The 26,180-nt window shown below is 70.7% G+C and carries 21 protein-coding genes; 5 read left to right on the top strand and 16 right to left on the bottom strand.

Going from position 1 to position 26,180, the window contains the following annotated elements; genetic code table 11:
- Positions 1 to 29 precede the first annotated feature (29 nt).
- The 6 genes from J7I97_RS11385 to J7I97_RS11360 form a co-directional block, all read right to left on the bottom strand.
- Positions 30 to 1,292, bottom strand: a complete 1,263-nt coding sequence (locus tag J7I97_RS11385; protein ID WP_214933442.1) for a VWA-like domain-containing protein — start codon at positions 1,290 to 1,292, stop codon at positions 30 to 32.
- Positions 1,289 to 2,551, bottom strand: a complete 1,263-nt coding sequence (locus J7I97_RS11380; RefSeq protein WP_214933440.1) for a MoxR family ATPase — start codon at positions 2,549 to 2,551, stop codon at positions 1,289 to 1,291. Before J7I97_RS11380 ends, J7I97_RS11385 begins: the two co-directional genes overlap by 4 nt.
- A gap of 78 nt (positions 2,552 to 2,629) precedes the next feature.
- Positions 2,630 to 4,042 (bottom strand): hypothetical protein, encoded by a 1,413-nt coding sequence (locus J7I97_RS11375; protein ID WP_214933439.1) that lies wholly within the window; start codon positions 4,040 to 4,042, stop codon positions 2,630 to 2,632.
- A 121-nt stretch (positions 4,043 to 4,163) separates the two neighbouring features.
- Positions 4,164 to 5,246 carry a class I SAM-dependent methyltransferase gene (locus J7I97_RS11370; protein ID WP_214933437.1) on the bottom strand — a complete coding sequence of 361 codons (1,083 nt, stop codon included), beginning with the start codon at positions 5,244 to 5,246 and terminating at the stop codon, positions 4,164 to 4,166.
- A 212-nt stretch (positions 5,247 to 5,458) separates the two neighbouring features.
- Positions 5,459 to 7,096 carry a trypsin-like serine protease gene (locus J7I97_RS11365; RefSeq protein ID WP_214933435.1) on the bottom strand — a complete coding sequence of 546 codons (1,638 nt, stop codon included), beginning with the start codon at positions 7,094 to 7,096 and terminating at the stop codon, positions 5,459 to 5,461.
- A 439-nt stretch (positions 7,097 to 7,535) separates the two neighbouring features.
- Positions 7,536 to 8,054 carry an EF-hand domain-containing protein gene (locus J7I97_RS11360; RefSeq protein WP_214933432.1) on the bottom strand — a complete coding sequence of 173 codons (519 nt, stop codon included), beginning with the start codon at positions 8,052 to 8,054 and terminating at the stop codon, positions 7,536 to 7,538.
- A 799-nt stretch (positions 8,055 to 8,853) separates the two neighbouring features.
- Here J7I97_RS11360 and J7I97_RS11355 point away from each other — a divergent pair.
- Positions 8,854 to 9,588, top strand: a complete 735-nt coding sequence (locus J7I97_RS11355; RefSeq protein ID WP_214933430.1) for a dienelactone hydrolase family protein — start codon at positions 8,854 to 8,856, stop codon at positions 9,586 to 9,588.
- A 221-nt stretch (positions 9,589 to 9,809) separates the two neighbouring features.
- A complete protein-coding gene (locus tag J7I97_RS38375; RefSeq protein ID WP_251058714.1) occupies positions 9,810 to 10,358 on the top strand; it encodes a hypothetical protein in 549 nt (182 codons plus the stop codon).
- Here the strand turns inward: J7I97_RS38375 and J7I97_RS11345 are convergent.
- From J7I97_RS11345 to J7I97_RS11335, 3 genes are read right to left on the bottom strand one after another with little or no spacing between them, the layout of a single operon-like run.
- Positions 10,337 to 10,897, bottom strand: a complete 561-nt coding sequence (locus J7I97_RS11345) for a hypothetical protein (RefSeq protein WP_214933428.1) — start codon at positions 10,895 to 10,897, stop codon at positions 10,337 to 10,339. The genes J7I97_RS38375 and J7I97_RS11345 overlap by 22 nt on opposite strands.
- Positions 10,898 to 10,899: 2 nt before the next feature.
- Entirely contained in the window at positions 10,900 to 12,699 is a 1,800-nt protein-coding gene (locus J7I97_RS11340; protein WP_214933426.1) for a DEAD/DEAH box helicase, read from the bottom strand.
- Between the two features lie 4 nt (positions 12,700 to 12,703).
- On the bottom strand, positions 12,704 to 14,335 hold the full coding sequence (locus J7I97_RS11335) for an MFS transporter (RefSeq protein WP_214933424.1): 1,632 nt from the start codon (positions 14,333 to 14,335) through the stop codon (positions 12,704 to 12,706).
- A gap of 765 nt (positions 14,336 to 15,100) precedes the next feature.
- On the opposite strand from J7I97_RS11335, the gene J7I97_RS39560 reads away from it, so the two are divergent.
- Entirely contained in the window at positions 15,101 to 15,379 is a 279-nt protein-coding gene (locus tag J7I97_RS39560) for a hypothetical protein (RefSeq protein WP_214933422.1), read from the top strand.
- A gap of 142 nt (positions 15,380 to 15,521) precedes the next feature.
- Here J7I97_RS39560 and J7I97_RS38365 read toward each other — a convergent pair whose 3' ends face one another.
- Positions 15,522 to 15,758: a hypothetical protein gene (locus J7I97_RS38365; protein WP_251051668.1), complete on the bottom strand. Its 237-nt coding sequence runs from the start codon at positions 15,756 to 15,758 to the stop codon at positions 15,522 to 15,524.
- Positions 15,759 to 15,935: 177 nt separating this feature from the next.
- Entirely contained in the window at positions 15,936 to 16,091 is a 156-nt protein-coding gene (locus J7I97_RS38360) for a hypothetical protein (RefSeq protein ID WP_251058713.1), read from the bottom strand.
- 47 nt (positions 16,092 to 16,138) lie between these two features.
- Between J7I97_RS38360 and J7I97_RS11320 the strand changes: the two genes are divergently transcribed.
- The gene (locus J7I97_RS11320) at positions 16,139 to 16,363 is read left to right on the top strand and encodes a hypothetical protein (protein ID WP_214933420.1); all 225 of its coding nucleotides are present in this window, start codon (positions 16,139 to 16,141) and stop codon (positions 16,361 to 16,363) included.
- Positions 16,364 to 16,445: 82 nt separating this feature from the next.
- On the opposite strand, the gene J7I97_RS11315 is transcribed toward J7I97_RS11320, so the two are convergent.
- From J7I97_RS11315 to J7I97_RS11295, 5 genes are all read right to left on the bottom strand, one after another.
- On the bottom strand, positions 16,446 to 17,327 hold the full coding sequence (locus tag J7I97_RS11315) for a geranyl diphosphate 2-C-methyltransferase (RefSeq protein WP_374103789.1): 882 nt from the start codon (positions 17,325 to 17,327) through the stop codon (positions 16,446 to 16,448).
- A 14-nt stretch (positions 17,328 to 17,341) separates the two neighbouring features.
- A complete protein-coding gene (locus tag J7I97_RS11310; protein WP_214933416.1) occupies positions 17,342 to 18,586 on the bottom strand; it encodes a family 2 encapsulin nanocompartment cargo protein terpene cyclase in 1,245 nt (414 codons plus the stop codon).
- A 97-nt stretch (positions 18,587 to 18,683) separates the two neighbouring features.
- Entirely contained in the window at positions 18,684 to 20,096 is a 1,413-nt protein-coding gene (locus J7I97_RS11305) for a family 2B encapsulin nanocompartment shell protein (RefSeq protein WP_214933414.1), read from the bottom strand.
- 258 nt (positions 20,097 to 20,354) lie between these two features.
- Positions 20,355 to 21,281, bottom strand: a complete 927-nt coding sequence (locus tag J7I97_RS11300; protein ID WP_214933411.1) for a DMT family transporter — start codon at positions 21,279 to 21,281, stop codon at positions 20,355 to 20,357.
- A 32-nt stretch (positions 21,282 to 21,313) separates the two neighbouring features.
- Entirely contained in the window at positions 21,314 to 22,048 is a 735-nt protein-coding gene (locus J7I97_RS11295; RefSeq protein ID WP_214933409.1) for a helix-turn-helix transcriptional regulator, read from the bottom strand.
- Between the two features lie 226 nt (positions 22,049 to 22,274).
- Between J7I97_RS11295 and J7I97_RS11290 the strand changes: the two genes are divergently transcribed.
- Positions 22,275 to 26,180 carry a Pls/PosA family non-ribosomal peptide synthetase gene (locus J7I97_RS11290; RefSeq protein ID WP_214933407.1) on the top strand — a complete coding sequence of 1,302 codons (3,906 nt, stop codon included), beginning with the start codon at positions 22,275 to 22,277 and terminating at the stop codon, positions 26,178 to 26,180.

The following is a 26,180-nucleotide window of genomic DNA, read 5'->3' as shown; positions in this document are numbered from 1 at the left end:
GCCGCGGCCCGCCCCGGCCATGCGCGTTTCTAAGGTGTGGGAGACGAACCGATGACAACCACCCGGGCCCACTCGGGCGGCGAGTCCGGCACGTAATCGGGATCGCTCTCGACCCACGACCGGACCGCCCCCTGCCGGGGGAACAGGCCCACCACCGTCCGGCACGGCGGTCGCGTGCCCGGCCAGCGCGTCTGCCCGTCGGTCAGGACCACGATGACGTCCGGGCGGGGGCCCGTTCGGAGCGCCTTCGCGAAGCCGGTGCGTAGATTCGTACCGCCACCGCCTATCAGCGGTATTCCCTCGGCCCGGCACAGCGGGTGCGCGACCCGGGCCGCCGCGTCGCAGGGCACCACGGTGACCAGGTCCCGGCGGCCGCCCACGGCGCGGCATATCGCGGCGACTTCGAGGAGCGCGCTGCCCAGTTCGGCGTCGCTGACCGACGCGGATGTGTCGATGACCACGCAGACCCGGGGCGGCCTGCGCCGAAGGCTCGGCAGGACGGCGCCGGGCACCCCGGCCGAGCGCCGCGACGGCCGCCCGTAGGTGTAGTCCTCGCCCGCGCCGGCGCCCGATGCCGCCGAGCGGACCGCCGCTCCCAGCAACTCCCGCCACGGCTGCGGCGGGTGGAATGCCTCCTCGGCCCACCGCTTCCACCCTCGCGGGGCGCTCCCCGGACGGCCGGTGATGCCCTGCGCCACCCGGAACCGGACCGCGTCCCGTTCCTGCTCGCTGAGGCCATGGGCGCCGTCCGGCCCCAGGTCCCATTCCCGTTCCAGTCCGTCGGCGCCACTGCCGCAGTCCAGCCACACCAAGCTCTCCGTACGCGGACCGAGCCCGAACTGGCGGAGGTAGTCCTCCATCAGCTCACCCTCGGGCAGCCCCAGAGTCCCCGGCCCGACAGCACCTTCCGGGCGGACGAGCCCGTCTCCGAACACGTCGTCGTTGATCTCGCAGTCCGCGGCGATGTTCATCCTCAGCCGCTCCCCCGGGCCGGTCAGCCCGCGCTCGCGCGCGACCCGGTCACTGCGCCCGTGGTGGTCGCGCAGCAGGTGCGACACCTCGTGCACCCACACCCCGGCCAGTTCCTCCACCGGTGTCCTGTCCACGAACGCCGGCGAGACGTAGCACCGCCAGTACCGGTCGACGGCCATCGTCGGTACCCGCCGGGACTCCACGGTGTGCAGGGCGAACAGCGCCGTCGCCAAGTAGGGCCGGACCCGGACGGCGTGCAGTCGGGCGGCGTAGAGCTTGTCGAGGTCCAGGGGCCGCGCCCCCGGCGTTTGCAGAATCATCGTCCGGCCTTCGCGGCGGCCGCGGCCCGGGCCACCGAGTGGTCTGCCCGCCGGGACAGGGACACCGCTCCGGCGAGCCGCTCGATCGAGGCCGGAACGTCCCAGTCCTGCTGGCGCAGCGAGGCGAGTGTGGTCGCGGGGACGACCACCAGGTCCGGGGCTCCGGTCTCCATCGCCCGGACCAGGAGCGCCCACGCCGCGTCCCAGCGCGACTGGTCCGGGCGCTTGCGGACCGCCTCCACCACACCGTCGAGTACGGCCTGGCGCAGATCCCCCCGCTCGGGCAGGTCGGTCCCCGCCGGGTCGGCGAGAAGCATCTCGGGGTCCGGAAGGTCCATCCGGTCCAGGCCGGCCAGCAGCTCCAGCCCCGGGCCGTCCCCAACTGTGCCCCTGACCAGCAGGGAAAGTACTTCCCGGGAGGAGCCGGCCGCGGTCGCGAAGGCGATCAGGCACAGGGCCATGTCCCAGCTGCGCGGTGACGGCCACGGGCCGCCCCGGCGGGTTTCGTTGCTGGGCAGCTGGTGAACGAGTTTGGGGCGGGCGGAGAGGAGTCCGCACACCGCACGGCGGGCGAAGTCCACGGCCTCCGGCAACTTCGCCTGGTCGAGCCGTGGCAGGGTCGCCCGGGGCCATGTCCCACCGAGGCCGCGTACCACGACCTCGTGATCGTGGGTCCACTGGAGATGAACGAACCGGTTGGCCAGAGGCGGGCTCAGCTCCCAGCCGTCGGCCGCCGAGGACCGCGGATTGGCGGCGGCCACGATCCGTACCCCGGGCGGCAGTTGCAGGGCGCCGATCCGGCGCTCCAGTACGAGGCGGAGCAGGGCGGCTTGCACGGCCGGCGGCGCGGTGGACAGCTCGTCCAGGAACAGCAGCCCGCGGCCCGCCCGTACGAGTCGCACGGCCCAGTCCGGCGGGGCCATCGGGACACCCTGTTCCGCGGGGTCGTCTCCGATGATGGGCAGCCCCGAGAAGTCGGACGGCTCGTGCACACTGGCGATCACCGTGGTCAGGGGAAGGTCCAGGGCAGTGGCGAGCTGTGTCAGGGCGGCGGTCTTGCCGATCCCCGGCTCACCCCACAGGAGCACGGGCAGGTCGGCGGCCACGGCCAGGGTCAGGGCCTCCAGTTGTGTGTCGGGGCGCGGTTCGGTGGTGGTGTCGCGCAGCAGGGCCAGCAGGTCGCCGGCGACGTCGAGCTGGGAGGCATGGGCCGGATCTGAGGAGGTGACGGTCGCGGCGAACGGGGCGTATGCGGGCATGTCTGTGAGCAAGTTTCATCACCTGTGGGTTTGTCGGTGAGCCAAGTGGGTGGGTGCAGGGGACGGACGGCCCCTGGATCAGCGGGAGATCGCGTGGCGGGGGTGAGAGCGGAGGTCACGGGAACGGCGGTCGCCGGGCCGGATGCGGCCGGGTCCGGGTCCGAGCAGGCCCGCCCTGAACAGTCCGTAGGTGATCCGCCGCTGCGCGGCGGCCTCCAGCTCGTCCCGCAGAGCGCCGCCGCGCAGCAGTGCGTCGGGGCCCAGCAGGCCCTCGACGACGGCCAGCGCGCCGGCGGTGTCGCCATGGTCCAGGCGTTCGCGGACGCCCGCGAGGCAGTCCGGACGACGGTGCGCCTCGTCGATCGCCTGAAGGCAGGGAAGCGGAGTGCCGGTCAGTGCGACCAGCAGCTCCTCCCGCCGGATCTCGGCCGGCTCGTGGTCCAGCGGGGCCAGTACCCCGTCGACCAGGCCGATCCGGTGCTGGGCTCCCCGGCACTCCACGAGGCGTGGTTGCCCTGCATGGTCCGCAATCCGCGACGGACCGGCCGGCGGCCAACCCGGTACCAGTGCCGAGGCGACGAGCGGGTGCAGCCGATCGGCCTCGATCAAGCCGGTGCGGAGCAGCTCCAGGTCGGGTAGCACCCAGGTCGCCGCGTCGGGCAGGACCGGCAGCGCGGCGGCGTCGCCGTCCTTGGGCGCCGCCGCTATCCGCAAGGCGGGCGGCCCGGCGCCGCCCCTGCCGGGGGCCAGGTCCAGGACCAGCCGATGCCGGCCCCCGAGCCGCACCGCGACGGTACCGGTGGACTGCCCCTCGGCGTGGAGCAGAATCCCCGCCTCGGCCGCCCACCGGTCAACGGCGCAGAGGAGTCCCTGCGGCACCAGCGCCGGCGCATCCGGGTCCGTCATAGGGAGGCTGTCGGCGGGCAGCCGATCGGCCCCGGTCCGGATCCGCAGCTCATCGGTCCTGCGCGCGTCCCACAGGTGGCGGTGCAGGTCGAGGCGGAACCGCTTGTCGGGACGGGGATGGGGATGGGCGTGGGGACGGCAGGCGCCGGCCCCGGAGTGGGATCCGTCCCACAGCGCGAGGCTGATCCGCTGACCGGCATCCGCCCAAGCCGGCGGAGTCCTGGCCACGAGGTGCACCGGGCGTTCGCCGTCGTGCCCCGGGGCGTCGTACCGCGCCAGAGTGACGGTCAGACCGGGGCGCAGCAGCCCGTCAGGAGCGATCCTGGCCATGTGCCAGCGCAACAGGTCAGGAGCCAGATGCCGGAGATCGGCCCGGAGTCGGGCCGCGAGTTCCTGGCCGTGGGTACGCGCGACGGAACGCAGATTGAGATCGACATCGATGCCTGCGGCAGCGCACGCCCCCGCCCAGTCCCCGGCACAACGGCGGGCGGTCGCAGTCTCGATCATGGACGGCGGCACGGCGTACTCACGCACGCGCAGCCAGAAGGAAAGGCGGGAATCCCCATTCGCGGTCTGAGTGAGCATCAGCACTCACCTTGCGCGGATGGGACCCCCGATCTGTGAAAAGAACGAGTAGTCATCGCGGTGATCGTATCGCCCCTCGCCTCCATCTGCCAGGCCGTATTCGATCGCGGCGACCAGCGGATCAGCCTTTGCGGGCGACGTAGTAGACGTTCAGCGGGTCCCCTTCGACCGACCGGGTCTCCACCTCGGTGAAACCGGCTTCGCCGAGCATGCGGCGTGCGGTCTGCTCGCCCCACACCGTGCCCAGGCCCGCGCCGCCCGTGCTCAGGGAGGTGGTCATGCAGTAGAAGAGGGAGAAGCCGTAGAGGGCGGGCCCGAAGGGGTGGCCCACGTTCTCCTCCAGCTTGCTGGACGCCGCGATGTCGCCCATGAGGAAGGTGCCTTCGTCGCGCAGTGCGGCCGCGATCGCCGACAGGGTCTCCGCCGGCCGGGCCAGGTCGTGGATCACGTCGAACGCCGTGATGACGTCGTAGGTGCCGCTGATCTCCGTCGAGTCGGCCACCGTGTACCGCACGTTGTCCAGCCCGAGCCGGGCGGCTTCCCGACGTCCTGCGGCGATGCCCTCCTCCGACTGGTCCAAGCCGTGGAAGCGGCTGTGCGGAAACGCCCGCGCCAGGATTACGGGGACGTGCCCCTGGCCGGTGCCCACGTCAAGCACGTCAACGCCGGCCCGCAGCCGCTCGGTCAGACCCGGCACCAGGGGGGCGATCGCGTCGACGAGCGCGAGGTCGTACACGCGGGCGCTCTCCTCGGCCTGGAGCGCCTGGAATCGCGGATACGCCTCGTAGGGCACGCCGCCGCCCGAGCGGAACGATTCGACGACCCGCTGCTCCACCTCACCGATCAGTGAGATGTACTGCATCATCCCGGCCAGGTTGCCGGGACCCGCCGCGGCGGTGAGGGACGCGGCGTGCTCTGGTGGCAGCACGTAGGTGGCACGGTCCGCGTCGTAGTCGACGACCCCGCCCACGACCATCCCGCCCAGCCATTCCCGGACGTACCTCTCATCCAGCCCGGCGGCCTTCGCGATACGGTCGCTCGTCGCGGGAGGCATCGTGCTCATGGCGTCGAACAGGCCCGTCCGGTGACCCACGCTGATCAGCAACGCCATGGCCGCTCCGTTGAAGACGCCGACCATGCGGTCAGCGAACTCCTCCTGCCTTCCGCTGTCCAGCGACACGGGATCCGTCTCAAGACCCGACATGGCCCCTCCTTCACGGTGGGTTCCTGCCCCTGTCTCCACGGTAGGACTGCGGGACGATCCGGGCCTCACGGAGCGCCGCGCGCCCACGGTAGTCGACTGATCACCGCCAGTTGATGACGCGGCACTTCTACGGACGGACGATGCCGGCCCCGTCCGCCTGGACCCGGGTCTCGCTGTGCCGCGAGGCAGAGCGGGACCCGGTAGCGGCATTGTCAGAGGGTGCCGGCGATGGCGATCGCGCCGGGGGGGCCGGTGATGCCCTGCAACGCCACCGGGGTGGTGGTGCTCCAGGTGCGGTCGGCGCGGCGGATGGTGTGCAGTACCCGGTTGTCCCCCGTGGTGACGGCGACCTGCAGCTCGCCGTTGACGGAGCCGGCGGCGACGGACTTGGCGGTGACGTTGCCGAGGTAGCCCGTCAGGTCGCCGAAGACGGTCCAGTTGCCGGCGCCCGTGCGGATGGCGTGGTACTGGTGGGTGCCGTTGTCGGTGGCGATGACGATGTGGGCGTCGGTGCCGACGCCGGCCATGGCCACGGACGTGATCGGACCGGTGACACCGGCGGCCTTGGAGACATCGCCGAACACGGTCCAGTGGCCGGTGGTGTCTCGGAGGGTGTGGAAGGCCTTGCCGCCGGTGACGGCGACGACCTGGAGCTGGCCCCCGGCGTTGGCCGTGGCGACGGAGGTCACGGAGCTGATCGGGCTGGCGGCGGCGGAGACGTCGCCGAAGGGCGTCCAGTTGCCGTCGGCCCGGCGCAGGGTGTGGAAGACCTTGCCGTCCGAGACCGCGACCACGTGGAGGTCGGTGCCGATGGACACGGCGGACACCTGGGTGACGTTGCGCAGGACGCCGGCCGCGGCACCGACGTCACCGAAGGTTCCCCAGCTGCCGTCCGCCTTGCGGATGGTGTGCTGGATGCGGCCGTTGCCATCGAGCGCCACCACATGGGTGTCACCGTTGATGCCGGCGACGGAGGCCGTGCGGACGCCGTTGATGTTGCCGGCCTTGGTCTGGACGTCGGCGAAGCCGGTCCAGGATCCGTCGGCCAGGCGAATGCCCTGGTAGAGGCTGGTGCCGGCCTGCACGACGGCCTCGGTCTTCCAGCCGGGGGTCAGGGCGCGGACGTCCTGGATCCACTGGCCGAGGTCGTCGGCGCGCGCGGAGATGGCTCCCGTACGGGTCTCGGCGGCGTCGGTGCCGAGGCAACCACCCTGCCACGACCGGCTGTTGACGCCGACGAGCTCGCCCGCCGCGTTCAGGAGCGGGCCGCCGGTGTCGCCCTTGCAGATGGCGTCGGTGCCCTTGCCGGTGACGGCCAGCGTGGCGGCGTCGACGGTGTTGGTGGTGAACGTACCGGTGTGGAGCTTGCCGGGGACCCATTCGGTCTTGGTGCGTCCGAACCCGACGGCGGTGAGGTCGGTGCCGGCGGCGGTGGCCGCGGTGGCGCGCTTGACGCCCGTGATGCCGGTCGCGGGTATCGCGAGGCGGGCGAGGACCAGGTCGCGGTCGGTACGGGGCACGACGTCGACGACGTCGACGGCCTGCCCGTTGCTGAGCGTGGCGGTGGTCTTCAGAGCCGGCTTCCCGGCGGGGACCTGCTGACCCGGGGTGGTGGCGAAGCAGCTGGAGGCGCTGGCGATCCACCACTCGTCGATCAGGGTCCCGGTGCAGCCACGGGAGTTGGCCTCGTCGCCGATGTTCAGCCTCGCGACGTAGGCGTACTGACCGGCGGCGGCCTCGGGCCCGGTCACCGCCAGGGCGGGACCGGACGAGCTCAGGCCGGCCGAAACCGCGGTGGCGGAGACCAGGAGACCGGTTATCCGCGCCGGGCGCGGACGGGTTGCAAGCATGCTTTTCCTTCGGTTGAACAGGTGCGCGGGGAATCGATCGAGGGCGCTGCCGAGATGACTTCTCCGGCCGCCGCAAGCTGTCAGTCACACCGATTTCCGTCGAATCTCTACGCCTCGAAAGCCCATCGCCAAATGGCGGGCGGCGACACACCGACGACCCTCCCAGGGGTTCCGGTGTCTCACGAGAGCCGAGCCGCAGCGTACGGGAATCGTCGGAATCGGCAACCGTGCGGTGGACGCCGCTCGCAGGGCGGTGGCCTCCGCCAACGCGGTTCAGGCTTCTGCTGCTTCCGCCCACGCCTCGGCCGTCCAGGCAGGCGAGGACGCGCAGACCGCGGCGACAGCGTCAAGGGCGGCCGTCCGTGGTGGAAGGAGGACGCGCGGTGGTTGGCCAACGCCACGAACTGGGCCGGCATCGGCTACGGAGCAGGCGGGCAGCTCACCGCCGGCCGTACAGCAAGGTCAGCAATCCGTGTGCGTGGCCGGCGGCGGCGAAATCGTCCCAGCTGATGCCGCCGTCCCCATCGGAATCGATCAGCGCGAAGGCCGAAGCGGCCGTCTCCGCCGACACGCCCCTCAGCGCCCTCCAGGCCACGAAGTCCTGGAGGCTCAGCGTCCCGTCCCCGTCCCTGTCGGCGACATGGAACTGCGCATGGAGCATGGCCAATACCTCTGGAGAGCCGTGGTCGGGCGCCGCCTTGGAAGTGAACCACTCGCGATACTCCTCGCGGGTGATCGCGCCATCGTGATCACGGTCGACCAATTCGGCCTCCCGCTCCCACACCGCGAGATGCGCCTCGATGAGAGCCCGGCCCTTCGGTGAATTCGGCCCCATGCCGTACGACTGGAGAAGCCGCTCCGCGGCAGCCCGGTAGTCCTGCTCGACCAGCTTCCCGTCACCGTCTGTGTCCAGCCGGTCGAAGATCTGGTCGGCGATGGACAGCTTGTCGGCAGTCATGTCGTCCCTTCACCGGCAGTGGGAACCGTCACCGTGAGCGTAGGCGAACGTACGGTGCAACCTGCCGTTTTCCCGCCCGCCTGGCGTGTTCCCCCGACCCGCCCGGACCAGAGTCCCGCCGAGGCCCGGTAACGGTGTATCAGTGCGGCCCGCCGCACTCCCCGGCGCCGGCCGGCCAGCCGGTGCGCGGCGTCGGAGGCCGGGCTCCGTGCCCGGGCGGAGGATGTCGTGCTGCTCGGGACCCTGTGCGACGACACCCACGGTGTGACCCGGGTCAGCGAGGTCGCACGGATCACCCACTACGCGGGCCGGCCGACCGTACGGGAGCCCGAGAACATCGCCCGCTGGGAATGGCACACCCCCGCCGATCTGCGTCACCTCCCCCAACCGCTCTTCACCCCCACCGCCCAGGCCCTGAACGTGGTCTGGCCCGGCCTGCTGCCCGGCCTGCCCGCAGCCCACCTCACCCCCAGGCCCCCGGCCCCCGGCCCCGGGACGTCTGCGGTTCGCCGAGGCGGCCGCCGCCCTACGGCTGCGCCGCGGGCTGGTCGAGGACCTGACCCAGACAGCACAATGGACTTGGGGGCTGGCATCGATCCTGTCCGGTGGGCTACGTTGTGCGGCGATGACTACCGGGACGGCATTGCGCCACACACGGATTGGTGACCCGGCGCTCCTCTGAGCGCCGTACGGGCCGGTGCTGGCCCGCTGTTGGATCGAGGATCTGGCGCTGCTGCGCGGGCTCCGCCTCCTGTCGTGTTGATCACAGCTCGATACGTCAACCACGACAGGAGAACTCATGCCCACCAAGATGCTGCACATACCCACCGCGGACGGCCAGGCCGACGCTTTCGCCGCCTTCCCCGACGGTGGTGAGCGGCACCCAGGGGTGCTGATGTACGCGGACGGCTTCGGTATCCGGCCCGTGCTGCGGGAGATGGCCCGCGAACTGGCCGGGCACGGGTATTACGTGCTCGTCCCCAACCTCTTCTACCGGCACGGCCCGGCACCGGTGATCGAGCTACCCGAGCACATCGGAGAAGAGGACCGGCCCGCGGTCTTCGCCCAGCTGATGCCCTTGATCGAGGCGCACACCGTCGAACGTGTCCTGAGCGATGCTGACGCCTACCTCAGGTTCCTCAGCATCCAGCCCGAGGTCAGCGCCGGACCGGTCGCGGTGACCGGCTACTGCATAGGCGGCCTTCTGGCGATGCGCACCGCCGCGGCCCACCCCGGCCAGGTGGCCGCCGTCGCCGGATTCCACGGCCCCGTGGGCGCCGACGGGCCCGACAGCCTGCACCGCCTCACCGGCGAGGTCCACCTCGGCCACGCCGAAGGCGACATGACGCCCGAGGCTCTCGGCGAGCTCAACCAGGCCCTGGATGCCGCGGGGGTCGGCTACACCTCCGAGATCTACCCCGGCACCGTCCACGGCTTCACCATGTCCGACACCGACGCCTTCAACCCCGCCGCGCTGCAGCGCCACTGGGACCGCCTGCTGCCCCTCCTCGACCGCGCCCTGGCCGACAGTTGAGGCTCCGGCTCGGAAACCAAACCTGAAGTACATGGCTCCGGAGCCCTAGCGATGTTTCAAAGCCCGTGTGAGGGCGGGCGCAGCCCGCCCTCACACGGGCTGGGGAGCCATCGATTGGAGATGCCCCAGCGGCGTGCTGGTGGGCCCGGCGATCCGGGCCGAGGTCCCTTTCCGCTGTCAGCGCCAGAATTAGCAGCGAACCCACGCGTCGGAAGCAATAATTGGCGAGATGCCCCTCGGGTTCCCGTAGCTTCCCCTTCGAGATTCTGCGAACCCGTCGGTTTCTCGGAGGCGGCGGCTACAACGCGTCCCTCATCGCCGAACTCGTCGGGCCGGCCGGATCGGTGACCTGTGTCGAGATCGACCCCTACGTGCATGCCCGGACCGTCCGGTTCCTGGACGAGACCGGGTACGCGCGGCGGGTGCGGCCGGTCCTCGGGGACGGCGAACACGGCGCGCCGCCCGAGCTCGTCCCCGCCCGGGGCTTCCACGCGATCCTGGTCACCGCCGCCTCCAACGACATCCCGCCCGCCTGGTTCGAGCTTCTCTGCACTAAGTCCAAGGCGAGACGATCATGGTCGTCAGTCGGACTGGGGCGGGTGGTCGGGATACCGAGGCCCACTGGTTCCCGATGTGTGAGCCGAGCCGCGTCAGCTTGCTTGGTGCGGACGAAAGTCAGCGTCAGGTCGATGCCTTCGATTTCACCCAGCCAACGCTCTTCTTCTGCTCTCTTCCGGCGGAGGCCGGGTCAATCGGCCGCTGTGAAGTAGGCGGCTGGATCAAGGGAGTTGAGTGCGATCCAGCGCTGCGCCGTCGCTTCGGCGGGCGCCTGGCCGCCGCCCGCCGAAGCGCGGAAGAAGCCCTGCACGTCAAGAGCGATGCGGGGATCGTCGTCGATGCGCCGCGCCATGTCGTAGTAGACGGACAGCTCATGGACGCACCGCAGGGTGGCGGTCGGGCAGGAGCAGTCGACGCTGTCGAGGGCCGGCGCGGGCGGATGGCCCGCGTCGGCGATCGCGCGGTACAGGTCGTCGGTGAGCAGGGGCTGGATGCCGCTCAGCTGACGGGAGATCTCGGCCGTCGCCCCCGGGGACATCGGCGCGACCTCGATCGTGACCACCGAGGTACCGCGACCTCGGTGCACGACGGCACGCACGGTCCGGTCGTCGAACGTGATCTGGACCTTCCCGTCGCGTGCCGTGCGGCGTGCGCTCGGCAGCTGGGGATCAGGACGGGTCTGGCGCAACGACTCGGCGAACCGGACCCAGTCCTTGCCCCACTTCGTGTAACCGTAGTCGTGGTCGGCCATGGTCAGTTGACTCGCTTCCGGCGCAGGACCTCGATGAGACGGTCGTCGTCCAGGCGGGTCAGCTCGGCGACGCTGGACGTGTCGGCGATGTCCGACAGCGCGGACTTGCGGTTGTGCATGGCCGCGATGTGCTCCTCGACAGTGGTACCGGTTGTCAGGGTGGTGACGGTGACCGTGCGGGTCTGACCGATCCGGTGGACCCGGTCGGACGCCTGGGCCTCCACGGCCGGGTTCCACCACCGGTCGAAGTGGATGACGTCGGCCGCGCGCGTGAGCGTGAGCCCGGTGCCCCCTGCTTTCAGACTGAGGACGAGCACCTTCGGACCGTCGTCGGACTGGAACCGGCGGACGATGTCGGCCCGCTGCTCCTGGTTCAGGCCACCGTGGAAGAACGGCGTACTCACCCCGAACTGTTCGGCGAAGTGCCGGACCAGCAGCTCACCGGTCTGCCGGTACTGGGTGAAGACGAGGGTCGGAGAGTCGTTCTCCAAGTTGTTGGCCACGATGTCGGCGCACAGGTCGAGCTTGCCCGACCTGCCCGACAGCTCACCGAGGTCGTCCGTGATCAGGCCCGGATGGTTGCAGACCTGCTTGAGCGACGTCAGGACCGCGAGCACCTTGGTCTGCCGCTGGGCGCCGCTGCCAAAGCCGTCGTCGATGACCTGGTCCAGCAGCCGGTCGTACAGCTTCTCCTGCTCCTCGCTGAGGTCGCAGATGAGATCGGCGTGGATCTTGGGTGGGAGTGACCCTGCGACCTGGGACTTCTTCCGCATCAGCACGACCGGCTCGATGGCCCCGCGCAACCGGGCGGAAGCGGCCGGGGAGCCGTCCGCGATCGGCCGCACGAAGCGACGGCGGAACTGCGTCCGGTTCGCGAACAGGTGCGGTGCGACCAGATTGAGCAGGGCCCACAGCTCGTCGAGGTGATTCTCGACGGGCGTTCCGGTCAGGGCGATCCGCGCGTCGGCCGCGATGGTGCGCGCGGCCTTCGACACCTGCGTACGGGGGTTCTTCAGGACCTGCGCCTCGTCGAAGACCGCGGTGCTCCACTGGATCCCCGCCAGGGCCGGGCTGTGCGTGCGCAGCGTGGGGTAGCCGGTGAGCACCACCGTGCCGCTGTCCACCTCGGGCAGCGGCCCGCCGCGCCAGATCGTGGTCCGCAGTCCGGGTGCGAACCGCGCGATCTCGTGCGCCCAGTTCCCCACCAACGACGTGGGGCAGACCACCAGTTGCGGCGCCTTCTCGGCGCGTCCGGCGACACAACCGATGGTCTGCAGGGTCTTGCCGAGTCCCATCTCGTCGGCCAGCACCGCGCCGCCGTGCGTCTCGATGGTCTCGCGCAGCCAGCTCACCCCGCGCACCTGGTAAGGCCGCAGCTTGGCGGTGAGCGCCGTACGCATCTCGGCCCCCACCGAGGTGGTGCGGCGGAAGACGCCGCCCGCGTACTCTGCCGTCGTCACGGCGACACCTGTGGCGTCGGGGACCGCGTGCGCGGCGATCGGCAGAGCCGACTCGCCGCCCGCGATCCACGACCGCCAGACCTTCACCGACCGGCCGGGCGAGTCGAGGGGCACGGCCACGAGCCGGTCCGGCTCGATCAGCACGCAGTCGACGTCGGACACCTTGAGCCTGCCGAGGTCCGGCGTCGGCACGACCAGGGGAACGGTCTCGACGTCGCCGACCGGCGGGGCCGCCCCCACGGCGCCGTCGGCCCAGGTCCACAGGGCGAATATGTGCCGGTCGGGCAGGTAAGTGGCCTGACTGTCCGACCGCGCCTCGGGGAGTTTCTGCCTGGTTCCCATGGCGTCAGCGGGTGCCCACGTCGTCGCCCTCGCGGACGGGCCGGGCATCGGCCCCGGCCCGGGGGGCCGCCTCGTCCGTGGTCGGGCCGTCTTCCTGCGCGGGCTCCGGCTCGCCCCCGGCAGCCGCGGGCTTGCGGACCGCGCGCAGGGCCAGCAGCAGTACAGCCGCGCCGAAGAGCGCGATGAGCATGATCCAGATCGCACCGACGTGCATGGCGTGGACGAACGCGTCATCGGCGGCGTGCCCGAGCGCGGGCAGGTGGGACGTGGTGGCGACGTGCCGGGCCTGTTCGGCGGAGACCCGCGCCTGGTCCCGCACCGGTCCGGGGACACCGTGCAGCGAGGGTTCGATCGCGCGCCGGTACACGATCGACATGATCGTGCCGCCGACGGCGATCCCGATCACGCTGCCGGTCTGGCGCGCGGTGTTGGTGACGGCCGATCCGGCGCCGGCGCGTTCCAACGGCAGGGTGCTGATCAGCGCCGCGGTCACCGGGCCGATCACCATGCCGATGGACAGGCCCTGGACCAGCAGCAGGACCTCGATCCAGACGAGGGGCGTGCTCAGCCCGAAGAGCCCGTACGCGCCCATGGTCAGCGCCGCCACGGTGAGGGCCGGCACGGCGACGATCCGCAGAGACCAGCGATGCACCAGGCGCGCGCCCACGGGTGCCCCCAGGATCGCGCCGAGCGCGGTCGGGAGGCTGGCCAGGCCCGCCTCGATCGGCGAGTAGCCGCGGGCGCCCTGCAGGTAGAACGCGTTGTAGAAGGTGATGGCGGATATGGCGAACAGAAGCAGTCCGAGGGCTACGTTGCCGCCACCGAACGCGCGCTGGGCGAGAAGCCGGGGGTCGAAGCTCGGCATCTTGCTGCGCAGTTCGACGCGGACGAACACGGCCAGCAGGATCAGTCCGACGACGATCGGCGCCCAGACGTCCGTACGGCCCCAGGCCGCTACCTGCCCCGCGCGGATCAGTCCGTAGGCGAGCGCCGCGAGGCCGCTGATCGACAGCAGCATTCCGGCCGGGTCCAGCGGTCGCACGACGGGGCTGCGGAAGTTCGGGACCAGCAGGGCGATGCCGATCAGCGCGAGGACCACGACCGGGACGTTGACCAGGAAGACCGAGCCCCACCAGAAGTGGTCGAGCAGCACGCCGGCGAGCACCGGGCCCACGGCCATGCCGACGCCGGCGGAGGTCGAGGAGATGGCGATCGCGGTCGACCGCGCCGGGCCGGTGAATGTCCACATGAGGATGGCCAGGTTGCCGGGCATGATCAGCGCGCTGCCGACGCCCATCGCGGCCCGGGCGGCGATCAGCTGCCCCGCGTCGCCCGCGAACGCCGCCCACACCGAGGACGCGGCGAAGACCACCAGGCCTGTCGCGAGCACGGTCCGGTGACCGAAGCGGTCGCCCAGCGCGCCCGCGGTGAACATCAAGGTGGCAAAGGCCAGCGTGTACGAGCCGGTGGCCCACTGCAGCTCGGCCGGGCTGGCGTTCAGCCCACGGACCGGGTCCGCGAGGGTCTCCAGGGTGGTACTCAGGACGGTGTTGTCCAGCCAGATCAGCAGTGAACACACCATGAGAACGGCAAGAATCAACTGCTGCCTGGACTTCGGCAACGTGGATGTAGTCATGAATACCTTCGGATGCGGTCTGGAAAACCTGACGAGCGGACCGTAAGCAACCATCAGGCGGGTGTCAATTCCCTGGCGACCGATAACAGTCGGCGATTTTCCGGCGTACCCGAGGGCATGCCGCCCAGTGTTCTGTCAATTCTTGAAGATGTGACCGGGCCGGCGATTTAGTACGCTCCCGGGGGCATGCCGCCACGTGCTCTGTCAATTTCTGAACCTAATGTTTGACCTCGCGGGAATTCCGTGCCCCATCTCGCGTTCTGCCTCTGTCCCGCTCCGTGCCCCGTTCCGGACACGGGGCGGGGCACGGAGCGGGCGCCCCCGCCGGTGCGGCTGCTCCCGGAGCCCGTCCTGGTGGGTGTCCTGGGGCCGTCGGGAGCGGCAGAGTACCCAGACGGCTACCCCGTGCGGGCGGCCCTTTCGGCCTGCCGATTCAGCGGGCCGAACGTTCTTCCCCGCGTATCTTCCGAATGGGAGGATCGGAATTCACCCGGGTCAGCGGAACGGAAGTCGCCGGGGTTTGCATGGAGAGGTAGGGGATGACCCTACAGGGTCAATGGTGGAGCGAAAGCGACAGTTACGTCTCGGACATTCTCTCGGTGTGCTCATTGGATTCGGACCGTCCGGTTCTTCGCTGGCGTGGTCAGGTGATATCAGGTGCCGAACTGAACCGTTCCGTCCTCGAGATATTCCATACGCTGCGTGAAAACGGCGTACGGAAAGGGGATGTCGTAGCCGTTCTGGTCGCCCCCCAACAGCCCTGAAATGCTCACGGTGCGCTATGCCGCGCACCTGCTGGGAAGCGCCGTCTGCTATCTGCGGTCCGCCCATCCCGTCAGCAACGCGGCGGTCCTGCCGCCGGAGCATCAGATCCAGATCCTGCGCGACACCCAGGCGGTGACCCTCTACACGGACGCAGAGAGTGCGCCGCGCGCGCAGGAGCTGTCCTTCTCTGCACTAAGTCAAGGCGAGACGATCATGGTCGTCAGTCGGACTGGGGGCGGGTGGTCGGGATACCGAGGCCCACTGGTTCCCGATGTGTGAGCCGAGCCGCGTCAGCTTGCTTGGTGCGGACGAAAGTCAGCGTCAGGTCGATGCCTTCGATTTCCTTTTCAGTCTCCGTGAGCCTCGACAGCATCTTCGGGTTGACCTGCAGCATCGGGCACCGGATGCAAGCTTCTCTGAACTATCGGTTGGTTCCCGCCGAATGAGCTGCCGAGCTCAGCCATGCCGGTAGTTGAGCTGCGGCCATGCGTGGCATGCCGAGGTTGATCGCCGTGCCGCCGGGAGTTCGTCTGTCCATTTGCGCCAGCTTGTCTTCCGCGCCAGCCAGGCTGACCCGGAGTCCTTCGACCTCGCCGAGCCAGCCCTCGCGCTCGGCCTCGGCGATGCGGGCGATGAGGTTATCGCGGATCTCCTCCAACCGGCCGCGCTGGGCCGGGTCGGGCCGGAGGAGCGAGCAACGAACACAAGCGTGTTCATGAACACAGGGGCTTGAAAAGGCACGAGCGCAGGTGCCGATGGAGACCTTGCGCTTCTCGAAGTGCGCGAGGAAGGCGTCCCATTCCTCCTCGGTGGGGGTCCGATACTCATCGCTGGGTCAGGTGGCCCTGCGACGGGCGATGAAGGCCCGATGGGCCTCGATGGTCTCGGCCGAGTAGATCGCCTTGTAGCCCATCGTCGTATCAAGACTCTTATGTCCACAGATCACTTGAGCGATGTGCGATGGCAGGCCGTTCATGATGGCGTCGGTCACGAAGATCAGCACAGGAGCTCAACAAGAGCTTCGGCACCACGGGCGTCATGTCACTCAAACACCAGGACATCCACTGGACTGAGACCTTCGACCTCAACGAAACCGGCACGATCACCACGTACCCCGGCACCGGCGCCGGCTACGGCGGAGGCGGCGGAGGCGGAGGCGGAGGCGGAGGCGGAGGCGGAGGCGGAGGCGGCATAGGCGCTGCCCTCAGTGCCGGGCTCGCGGCGGTGGGTCTTCTCGTCGGTCTCGCGCTGAGCATGTTCTGACGTCCGTCGCTCGCACGGGTGCCCCCGTTATCTCAATGAGATACCGGGGGCACCTTTGTGTGACCGGACACGGCAGGACGGGTCAGACGCGGTCGGCCGCGATCAGGACGTACTGGAACGAGCCGTCCTTGTAGGAGTTGATGAACGCCTCTTCGATGCCGGTGACCAGCGAGGAAGTGGCCCGCAGCTCCCAGTAGGGCAGGGTCGCGGGGGTCAGGTCGATGACGGCCTGCGGTACGAGACGGTTGTCGGCCATGGCTCGCATGTACTCCCGGCGGGAGTGGATGTTGCATTCGAAGTGCGCGTTGATCTGGGAGACCCACTTCGAGGGCTGGCCGTAACGGGGGTTCCAGCAACCGGTGATGGTCACGTAGCGGCCGCCGACGGCGAGAACGCGGGAATGTTCGGCGAAGAGGTCGTGCAGGTCGACGTACATGCTCGACTCGTTGTTCCACGAGGCCGCGGCCTGCCCCGTCTCCAACGGCGTGTTGAGCATGTTGCAGACGCGGGCGCGGACGGAGTCCTCGATGCCGAGTTCGCGGGCGCGCTGGTTCGCGAACTCGGCCTGCTTGGCCGACAGGGTGACGCCCTCGACCTTGCATCCGAACCGCTGGTGGGCCATGACCATCGATCCGCCGCGGCCGCAGCCGGCGTCCACGAGCGTGTCGTCCTGCCCGATGGTGCCGAGGTGGTCCAGGAGGACTTCGGCCTGCGCCGACTCCAGGCGGTGGAGCTCGGCGATCAGCTTCTTCTCGTACGCGCTGTCGTCGGTGTCTCCGAGCGCCGCGTGGTCGACGTCACCGATGCCGTAGTGGTGGTGGTAGAGGCCGTCGACGTCGCCGAGACGCAGGTTCACCGGCCGGGCCTCGTGGTCCCAGTAACGGGCGATGTCACCTTGGTAGGGCGTCGCCGGGGCAGGGATGAACGCGGAGGCGGGGGCCATGGTGAGCTCGGTGTTGGTCACAGATAAATCCATCCTTACCAGAAGTCGGGCAGGCTGTAGCGGTAGGTATTGGTCTGGTGCCAGTAGTGGTTGCCGTCGACCCACACGGCCACGCCCTTCAGGAAGCGCAGCGCGCTCGGGACGGGGCAGGCGGCGGCCAGGTCGGCGGCCGCGGACTCGAAGGCGTGCATGAGGTCGTTGTGGACCTCGACCGCCTTCAGGTAGGCATCGCGGACGGAGCAGCCCTCGCGTTCGGCGATCACCACGGGCAGGTTCAGGTGCCGGCCGGGGCTGGCGAGTTCCTTGGTGTAGGAGTACAGGTCGTTGACGATGGTGGTCGCGTTCCCGGCGAGCGCGATGACCCGTTGCATGGCGGGCTGGGCATGCAGGTCCGCCGGCAGTTCGTAGCCGCCGACGGTGTCGGTGATGGTGGGGCAGGGGCGGAAGTTGTTGAACTGCCGCATCGACAGGTACTCCCACACCTCCGGGACGTAGTCCGTCTCGGCCCAGGCGGCCTCGGCGAGGTACCCCATGTGCAGACGGGCCATGTCGTGCCGGAACCGGTCGGCCTGGGAGGGGGTCGCCTGTTGGGCGAAGTACTCCATGGCCGATCGGTACGCACGCCGCGGCGCGTCCGAGTGGAGCGACTCAGTCCACTCCGGCTGGTACTCCGTCGCCGTGTGGAGGGGGTCGAGAGCGGTGTGCGCCAGCAGCAGGCGTCCGCCGAGGCCGACGGGCGAGCCACCGTGGTCCTCGCAGTAGCAGTCGTCGACCACGTTCTCGGCGACCATCAGCCGCGTGGCGAGCATCAGGTGCTCGACGGTGGGAGCGTCCGGATGACAGGCGACCATGTAGCGGCCCACGGAGAACCCGTCGAACTGGTCCTCCCACTCCGGGGGGTACAGCTCGACCTCGTCCACCGCCCATGCCTTGATCCTTTGGCTGACCTCCTCCACTCGTACCGGGTCGGGTTCCGGCACCGGGTGGTAGTAGAGGCCCGGGATCGGGCGGCCTGCCGCCGGCTCCTGCGGTGGCGCGGGCGGCTCCTCGCGCCGGGCCAGGGACAGCCCTGCCGTGCCCAGGCCACTGGGGCCGCAGAGGATCCGCTCCAGGGCAGGGCTCGGTGTCCTGTCGGCGACGGAGGGCTGGGCGGGCGGGGCGAACAGGGCAGGCTGGACGCAGCCGACGGCTTCGATGCCACGGCCGTGACCGTGGGCCCCGAAGCGGGCAGCGGCCGCGGGCATGCTCGACTGCAGAGGGGAAGGCCCAGGATCGGGCATCCGTAGCTCCTTGGTGAGGTGGTTGGGCTGTCCCGGATCCCGGGCACGCTCGGCCGGCCCGGGAGGGTCCGGGCTGTCTGGCCGTGGGGCAGTTCCTCTAGTCGTGCCTGCGGGCGATCTGCACGTTCTCCAGCACGCCGAGCGCGTCGGGCACCAGGATGGCGGCGGAGTAGTAGGTGGTGACCAGGTAGGAGATGATCGCCTGCTCGCTGATGCCCATGAAGCGCACCGACAGGCCCGGCTCGTACTCCTCCGGCAGACCGGTCTGGCGCAGGCCGATGACGCCCTGGTTGTCCTCGCCGGTTCGCATCACAAGGATCGAGCTGGTGTTCTCCTTGCTGATGGGGATCTTGTTGCAGGGCAGGATCGGGACCCCGCGCCAGGCCGGGACCTGCTGTCCGCCGAGGTCGACGTGGTCCGGGTAGAGCCCGCGGGCGTTGAACTCACGCCCGATCGCCGCGATCGTCCTGGGGTGGGCGAGGAAGAGCTTGGAGCCACGGCGGCGGCAGAGCAGCTCGTCGAGGTCGTCCGGGGTGGGCGGGCCGGAGTGGGTCTGGATCCGCTGCTTGAAGTCGGCGTTGTGGAGCAGACCGAACTCCCGGTTGTTGATCAGCTCGTGCTCCTGGCGCTCGCGCAGCGCCTCGATGGTGAGCCTGAGCTGCTCCTCGGTCTGGTTCATCGGGTCGTTGTAGAGGTCGGCGACCCTCGTGTGGACCCGCAGTACGGTCTGGGCGATGGAGAGTTCGTACTCGCGGGGCTTGAGTTCGTAGTCGACGAAGGTGCCGGGCAGTTCGGGTTCGCCGGTGTGGCCGGCCGACATCGCGATCTCGGCCTCGCCGTGCCGGTTCTGCCGCTGGTGCGGAAGCGAGCCGAACTGCTGGATGTGGGCCTGGAGGTGCGGCGCCGAGGACATCACGGCGTCGAAGTCGGCGCGGGACAGGGTGAGCAGGGTGCCGGCGGTGGCGGCGGTGGCGGTGTAGTCCCAGCTCCCCTCGCCGTCCAGCAGGGCGTGCTCACCGAACCGGTCGCCGTCGGCGAGCACGGCTACGGCGACCTCGTCCCCGTACTTGCCGGCGGAGGTCTGGTTGACCCGGCCGTGGGCGATCAGGTGGATCCGCTCGGCGGGGGTGCCGCGCTCGACCAGCACCTCACCGGCACGGAAGTCACGCTGGACACACCGGCCGGCGAGCGCGGTCAGCACCTCCACGTCGTCGAAGCCGCGCAGCATGGCGAGTTCGCCGAGCTCACGGGGGATCACCCGGACGTTGGCACCGTCCTGGACGAAATCGATGCGCCCGTCGCCGACGGTGTAGGTCAGCCGGCGGTTCACCCGGTAGGTGCCGCCCTTGGTCTCCACCCAGGGGAGCATTCTCAGCAGCCAGCGGGAGGTGATCTCCTGCATCTGAGGGGCGGACTTGGTCGTGGTGGCGAGGTTGCGGGCAGCCGCCGTTCCCAGGCTGGTCTGCTGGAGAGGCTCCAGCTGCGCCTCCGGGCTGGTGTCCACGGTCATCGGGCAGGCTCTCTTTCGTAAGGGCGGTGATCGGCGCACGTGCACGTCACCGGTGAAAGAAGAAAAAGGGGGGCGGATATCCGGGCAATCCGTCCGGATCCGGGAGCACAGTAACCGTCGGTGCATCAGATCGGCCCTTTTAAACCGTTGGTTTACCTCGATGCGGTGATCTTGCCCCGTGGGGCGTTTGCGGCCCGCTCCAGAGGTACAGGGCCGCCGCGCCGCGGGCCTCGCTCCCGCAGCCGCGGCCGGCGGAACTCAGTTCGTCACCGCTGCCGCGACGGCCGTCGCGGAGCGCGGCCGGCGTCGGGACACCGCCACCCCGGTCAGGCACAGCACCCCGCCGATCAGCGTCAGCCATGCGGGCACCTCGCCCAGGAGCACCCAGCTCAGCAGCACCACGACGGCCGGGACGGCGTACGTGGTCGAACCCAGCTTCCCGGCCGGCATTCGGGCCAGGGCGTAGCTCCACGCGATGAAGGCGAGGGCGGTCGGCACCACGCCCAGGTAGACCATGTTCAGCGTCGCGGAAACCGGCGCCCGGGGCAGCTCCGCCGCGAGTTGCCCGGCGAAGGGCAGGCTGGCCACGGCGCCGGTCAGGCAGCTGTACGCGGTGATCTGCATGGGCGTCCCGAAGGACAGGGCCGGCTTCTGCGCGACCACACCGGTCGCGTAGGCCACTGCGGCCAGCAGGCACAGCGCGACTCCGAGGGCTGATGTGGAGCCGTCGCCGCCGGACGACATGGACAGGCCGACGACCACCGCGCCGACGAAGGAGACGGCCATGCCCGCCAGCAGCCGCGGTGGCAGCGCCTCCCCCAGCAGGCGGGCAGCGAGCAGTGCCATCAGGATGGGCCCGGTGTTCACGAGCAGGGACGCCGTACCCGCGTCCACCAGACGTTCACCCCAGTTCAGCGCGACCGTGTAGCCGCAGAACCACACCAGTCCGGATATCACGATGCCGCGCCAGGCTCCGCGCGGCGGCAGACCTTCGCGGCGTACCAGGAGCAGGGCGACGAGCACCAGGGAGGCGGCCAGCAGCCTGCCGAGGGCCAGGGCCCCGGGCGAGTAGGCGGCGCCGGCGCTGCGGATGGAAACGAAGGCGGAGGCCCACGCGAACACCGTGAAGGAGACGGCGCCGACTGTGAGGGCGCGGGGTGAGAGCAGACTCAGGCGGGACTTCATACGCGGACCCTACCGAGGTTTCATTTCGTCGTCTACCGAAGTATTGAGCTCGAAATACCCAGCAAGTCACTGAAGGCCCGCTCCCCGGCCTCGGTCACCCGCAGCCCCCGCCCGCCGCCCGGCACCCGCACCACCCACTTCTCGTTCAGCGCCCGCGCGCACAGCCGCGCCCCGGCCAGGCCGCCCAGGTGACGACGCCGTTCGGTCCAGTCCAGGCAGGAGCTCGCCAGCGGCCTGCGCCCCACGCGCGTGAGGTCGACGCCGGCCCGCCCGCACCACTCGCGCCCCGCCTCCGTGAGCTCGAAGGCCCCCTCGGTCCGCAGCAGCCCTTGTCCCTCCATGGCATCGGTGACCGCCATGCCGAGCCGCCCCGCGAAATGGTCGTAGCAGGTGCGGGCACGGGCCAGCGGGTCGGGCGCGGAGACCACGGGCACCGCGTGCGCGGCATCCCGATCCGGAATCGCATGCGAGGCCAGCTCGTCCACTAGGCGAGCCGTCGCGGCGTCGGCGATCCGCACGTAGCTGTGGCGGCCCTGTCGCTCGGTCACGCAGATGCCCGCGTCGAGCAGGCGGGACAGGTGGCCGCTGACGGTGGACGGCGCGACCGAGGTGATCCGGGCCAGCTCGCCCGCGGTCCAGGCGCGCCCTTCGAGCAGGGTCATACAGATGGCGGCCCGGGTCTCGTCGGCCAGCGCCGCAGCGAGGGCGGCAAGGCGCGCCGCAGGGTCGGGGGCGTCGGTCGGCCTTCCGGCCTGTGCGTCATTCATGCTCCCAGAGTGCCGCAAAAGTTCGCTGAACACCGAATGGTCGACATGGGGCGGGCCTCGGTCGCCTTCTCTATCGTCTCTTCTCCGCCACACGCAAGGCTTCAGCGAGAAAATCCTTGACGGCGCATTAGACTGGCCGGTTGTTTGGCGCTGGACCGGAACAACCCGGGCAAACCTGGGCTCCGCCGGCCACCCGGATGTCTCCGGGACCGAGACGCGAGGGCCGATGGCAGCCACACCTGAGCACGGTGAACTGACTCTGCTCGACCACGGCGACGAGCCCGGGCAGTCCGGCAAGTCCGCCCGGTTCTCCGCCGGGCCCGCCGCCCCGACGCGCACCCTCGTCGACATCTTCGACGCCTCCGTACGGGCGTACCCCGACGAGCTCGCCCTGGACGACGGCAGCGAGCAGCTGACCTACCGGGCGCTGGCCGCCGAGGTCGAGCGACGGCGGTGCGCTCTCGCGGCCGCCGGGGTGGGGCTCGGCGACCGGGTCGGCGTACGCGTGCCGTCCGGGACCAATGAGCTGTACGTGGCCATCCTCGCCGTGCTCGCCGCGGGCGCCGCCTACGTGCCGGTCGATGCCGAGGACCCGGACGAGCGGGCCGAGTTGGTCTTCGGCGAGGCCGGGGTGCGGGCGGTGCTGGGCGCCGGACGGCGCATCGACGTCACCGGCCTGGCGGACGTTCCCGTGTCCGCCGCGCGGCCCGGCCCCGAGCACGACGCGTGGGTCATCTTCACCTCCGGTTCCACCGGCAGGCCCAAGGGCGTCGCGGTCAGCCATCGCAGCGCCGCCGCCTTCGTGGACGCCGAGGCCGCGCTGTTCCTCGCCGAGGAGCCGATCGGTCCCGGCGACCGGGTCATGGCCGGGCTGTCCGTCGCCTTCGACGCCTCCTGCGAGGAGATGTGGCTGGCCTGGCGCTACGGCGCCTGCCTCGTGCCCGTCCCCCGCTCCCAGGTGCGCAGCGGTGCCGACCTCGGCCCCTGGCTGGCGGAACAGGAGATCACCGTCGTCTCCACCGTTCCGACCCTGGCCGCGCTCTGGGAGCCAGAGGACCTGGGCGAGGTCCGGCTGCTGATCTTCGGCGGAGAGGCCTGCCCGCCGGAGCTGACCCAGCGTCTGGTCACCGAGGGCCGCGAGGTCTGGAACACCTACGGCCCCACCGAGGCCACCGTCGTCGCCTGCGCCTCGCTCCTGACCGGTGAAGAGCCGATCCGGATCGGCCTCCCGCTGAACGGCTGGGAGCTGGCCGTGGTCGACGAGTCCGGCGAGCCGGTGCCGATGGGCGGCAGCGGCCAGCTCGTGATCGGCGGCGTCGGCCTGGCCCGCTACCTCGACCCCGAGAAGGACGCCGAGAAGTACGCCCCGCTGGAATCCCTCGGCTGGCAGCGCGCCTACCGCAGCGGCGACCTCGTCCGCGCGGAACCCGAGGGGCTGGTCTTCCTCGGCCGCGGTGACGAGCAGATCAAGCTCGGCGGCCGCAGGATCGAGCTGGGCGAGGTGGACGCCGCGCTGCAGGCCCTGCCCGGCGTCGCCGGCGCGGCCGCCGCCGTACGCACCGCGCGCAGCGGCAACCAGCTGCTCGTCGGCTACCTGGTCACCCAGGAGGGCTGGGACCGCGCGGCGGCCGTGGAGCGGCTGCGCGCCGAACTGCCCGCGGCCCTCGTCCCGCTGCTCGCGCCGGTCGACGAGCTGCCGACCCGCACCTCCGGCAAGGTGGACCGGGACGCGCTGCCGTGGCCGCTGCCCGAACTGGAGCCCGACGGCCCCGCCGAGGAGCTGTACGGCACCGAGGCCTGGCTCGCCGAGCAGTGGAGCGAGACCCTCGGCGTGGCCGTCACCGGAGCCGCAGACGACTTCTTCGCGATCGGCGGCAACAGCCTCGCCGCCGCCCAGCTCACCACCCGGCTGCGCACCCGCTACCCGAGAGCGGCCGTCCTCGACATCTATCAGCAGCCCACCCTGCGCAAGCTGGCCCGGCGGCTGGAGAAGTCCGTACGGGACGACGAAGCGGCCCGGGCCGTCGCTCCGGTTCCGGTCCGGTCCCAAGTCACGCAATCGCTCCTGCTGCTCCCGCTGTTCACCCTGGTCGGCCTGCGCTGGACGGTGGCGCTGCTGGCACTGGGCAACGTACTGCACTGGTTCGGGCCCTATCCGTGGGCGCCCACCGCCTCGTGGTGGCTCGTCGCCGCCGGTGCGGTGCTGTTCTTCAGCCCGCCGGGCCGCCTCGCGATCGCGGCCGGCGGCGCGCGGCTGCTGCTGCGCGGGGTGAAGGCAGGACGCCACCCGCGCGGCGGAAGCGTGCACCTGAGGCTCTGGACGGCCGAACGGCTGGCCGAGTACGTCGGCGCGACGTCCCTCACCGGTTCCTGGCTGGAGCGTTACGCGCGGGCGCTCGGCGCCAAGGTCGGCCCCGAGGTGGACTTGCACGCGCTGCCCCCGGTGACGGGCATGCTCAAGCTCGGCCGCGGCTGCGCCGTGGAGTCCGAGGTGGACCTCTGCGGGTACTGGCTGGACGGGGACCGGCTGGAGATCGGCCCGGTCAAGGTGGGTGCGGGGGCGGTGGTCGGCACCCGCAGCATGCTCTTCCCGGGTGCGCGGGTCGGCAAGCGGGCCGAGGTGGCCCCCGGCTCCGCCGTGGCCGGGCAGATTCCGACCGGCCAGCGCTGGGCCGGAGCGCCCGCCGTCAAGCTCGGCAAGGCCAAGCGCAACTGGCCGGGGCAGCGGCCGCCGCGCGCGGTCCACTGGCGCGCCATGTACGGGGCGACCGGCTTCTCCCTCACCGCCCTGCCCGTGCTCGCCACCCTGCCCGCCCTGCTCGTGGTGAGCCGGTTCGTGCCCGCTGACGCCGGGCCGGCCCGGGCACTGCGAGGAACCCTGCTCGGCGTGGTGCCCGGGGCGCTCGCCTTCGGGTTCGCGTACGCGCTGCTCCTGCTGGTCTGCGTACGTCTGCTCAGCCTCGGACTGCGTACGGGAATTCATCCGACGCACAGCCGGGTGGGCTGGCAGGCCTGGACGGTCACTCAGCTGATGGATCTGTCCCGGGAAACGCTGTTCCCGCTGTACGCCGGGCTGATCACCCCGGTGTGGCTGCGGCTGCTCGGCATGAGGATCGGCCGGGGCGCGGAGGTGTCCACCGTGCTCGCGCTGCCGAGTCTCACCACCGTGGGCGAAGGCGCGTTCCTCGCCGACGACACTCTGACCGCCCCCTATGAGCTGGGCGGCGGCTGGATGCGGATCGGCCACTCCGAGATCGGCCGCCGGGCGTTCCTCGGCAACTCCGGCATGACCGCGCCGGGCCGCACGGTGCCGGACGACGGGCTGGTCGGTGTGCTGTCGGCGACTCCGAAGAAGGCCAAGAAGGGCAGTTCGTACCTGGGCCTGCCGCCGGTCCGGCTGCCACGGTCCGCCGCGGACGGCGACCAGAGCCGGACGTACGATCCGCCCGCGCGTCTGCTGTGGGCGCGGGGCATGGTGGAGCTGTGCCGGCTCGTCCCGGTGTTCTGCTCGGCCGCGCTGGCCGTACTGACCGTGGCGGCGCTCTGCGCGCTGATCACGACGAGCGGTCTGGGGATCTGGGGAACCGCGCTGCTGTCCGGGGCGGTCCTGCTCACCGCCGGGGTGGCCGCGTGTGGGGTCACGGTGGCCGCGAAGTGGCTGCTGGTGGGCCGGCACCGGACGGGAGAACACCCGCTGTGGAGCGGCTTCGTGTGGCGCAACGAGCTCGCCGACACGTTCGTCGAGGTACTGGCCGTGCCGTGGCTGGCCGGATCGGTGCCCGGTACGCCGCTGCTGGCCCTGTGGCTGCGCGGTCTCGGGGCCCGGATCGGCCGTGGCGTGTGGTGCGAGAGCTACTGGCTGCCCGAGACGGACCTGGTGGTGCTGGGCGACGCGGTCAGCGTGAACCGTGGCTGCGTGTTGCAGACACACCTCTTCCACGACCGGATCTTGAGGACGGATACTGTGGTCCTCCGTGAGGGCGCCACCCTGGGCCCGGGCGGAATCGTCCTGCCCGGGAGTACGGTCGGCGCCCACAGCACCCTGGGTCCCGCCTCCCTCGTGATGGCCGGGGAATCCGTCCCCGCCGGCACGCGCTGGCTGGGCAATCCGATCGAGGCGTGGCGGACCTGA

It is taken from the genome of Streptomyces sp. ISL-87 (assembly GCF_018614095.1).
In the GTDB taxonomy this organism is placed as follows: Bacteria; Actinomycetota; Actinomycetes; order Streptomycetales; family Streptomycetaceae; genus Streptomyces.
Note: the sequence above shows the minus strand (reverse complement) of the source record. Positions and strands in the feature narration are given on the sequence as shown.

Bases quoted from the DNA above. Each gene is read 5' to 3' on its own strand.
- J7I97_RS11310 (WP_214933416.1), bottom strand. From the start codon at position 18,586: ATGCCCGATCCTGGGCCTTCCCCTCTGCAGTCGAGCATGCCCGCGGCC.
- J7I97_RS11360 (WP_214933432.1), bottom strand. From the start codon at position 8,054: ATGACTGCCGACAAGCTGTCCATCGCCGACCAGATCTTCGACCGGCTG.
- J7I97_RS11340 (WP_214933426.1), bottom strand. From the start codon at position 12,699: ATGGGAACCAGGCAGAAACTCCCCGAGGCGCGGTCGGACAGTCAGGCC.
- J7I97_RS11380 (WP_214933440.1), bottom strand. From the start codon at position 2,551: ATGCCCGCATACGCCCCGTTCGCCGCGACCGTCACCTCCTCAGATCCG.
- J7I97_RS11375 (WP_214933439.1), bottom strand. From the start codon at position 4,042: ATGCTCACTCAGACCGCGAATGGGGATTCCCGCCTTTCCTTCTGGCTG.
- J7I97_RS11355 (WP_214933430.1), top strand. From the start codon at position 8,854: ATGCCCACCAAGATGCTGCACATACCCACCGCGGACGGCCAGGCCGAC.
- J7I97_RS11320 (WP_214933420.1), top strand. From the start codon at position 16,139: ATGTCACTCAAACACCAGGACATCCACTGGACTGAGACCTTCGACCTC.
- J7I97_RS11345 (WP_214933428.1), bottom strand. From the start codon at position 10,897: ATGGCCGACCACGACTACGGTTACACGAAGTGGGGCAAGGACTGGGTC.
- J7I97_RS11295 (WP_214933409.1), bottom strand. From the start codon at position 22,048: ATGAATGACGCACAGGCCGGAAGGCCGACCGACGCCCCCGACCCTGCG.
- J7I97_RS11365 (WP_214933435.1), bottom strand. From the start codon at position 7,096: ATGCTTGCAACCCGTCCGCGCCCGGCGCGGATAACCGGTCTCCTGGTC.
- J7I97_RS39560 (WP_214933422.1), top strand. From the start codon at position 15,101: ATGCTCACGGTGCGCTATGCCGCGCACCTGCTGGGAAGCGCCGTCTGC.
- J7I97_RS11335 (WP_214933424.1), bottom strand. From the start codon at position 14,335: ATGACTACATCCACGTTGCCGAAGTCCAGGCAGCAGTTGATTCTTGCC.
- J7I97_RS11385 (WP_214933442.1), bottom strand. From the start codon at position 1,292: ATGATTCTGCAAACGCCGGGGGCGCGGCCCCTGGACCTCGACAAGCTC.
- J7I97_RS11300 (WP_214933411.1), bottom strand. From the start codon at position 21,281: ATGAAGTCCCGCCTGAGTCTGCTCTCACCCCGCGCCCTCACAGTCGGC.
- J7I97_RS11290 (WP_214933407.1), top strand. From the start codon at position 22,275: ATGGCAGCCACACCTGAGCACGGTGAACTGACTCTGCTCGACCACGGC.
- J7I97_RS11370 (WP_214933437.1), bottom strand. From the start codon at position 5,246: ATGTCGGGTCTTGAGACGGATCCCGTGTCGCTGGACAGCGGAAGGCAG.
- J7I97_RS11305 (WP_214933414.1), bottom strand. From the start codon at position 20,096: ATGACCGTGGACACCAGCCCGGAGGCGCAGCTGGAGCCTCTCCAGCAG.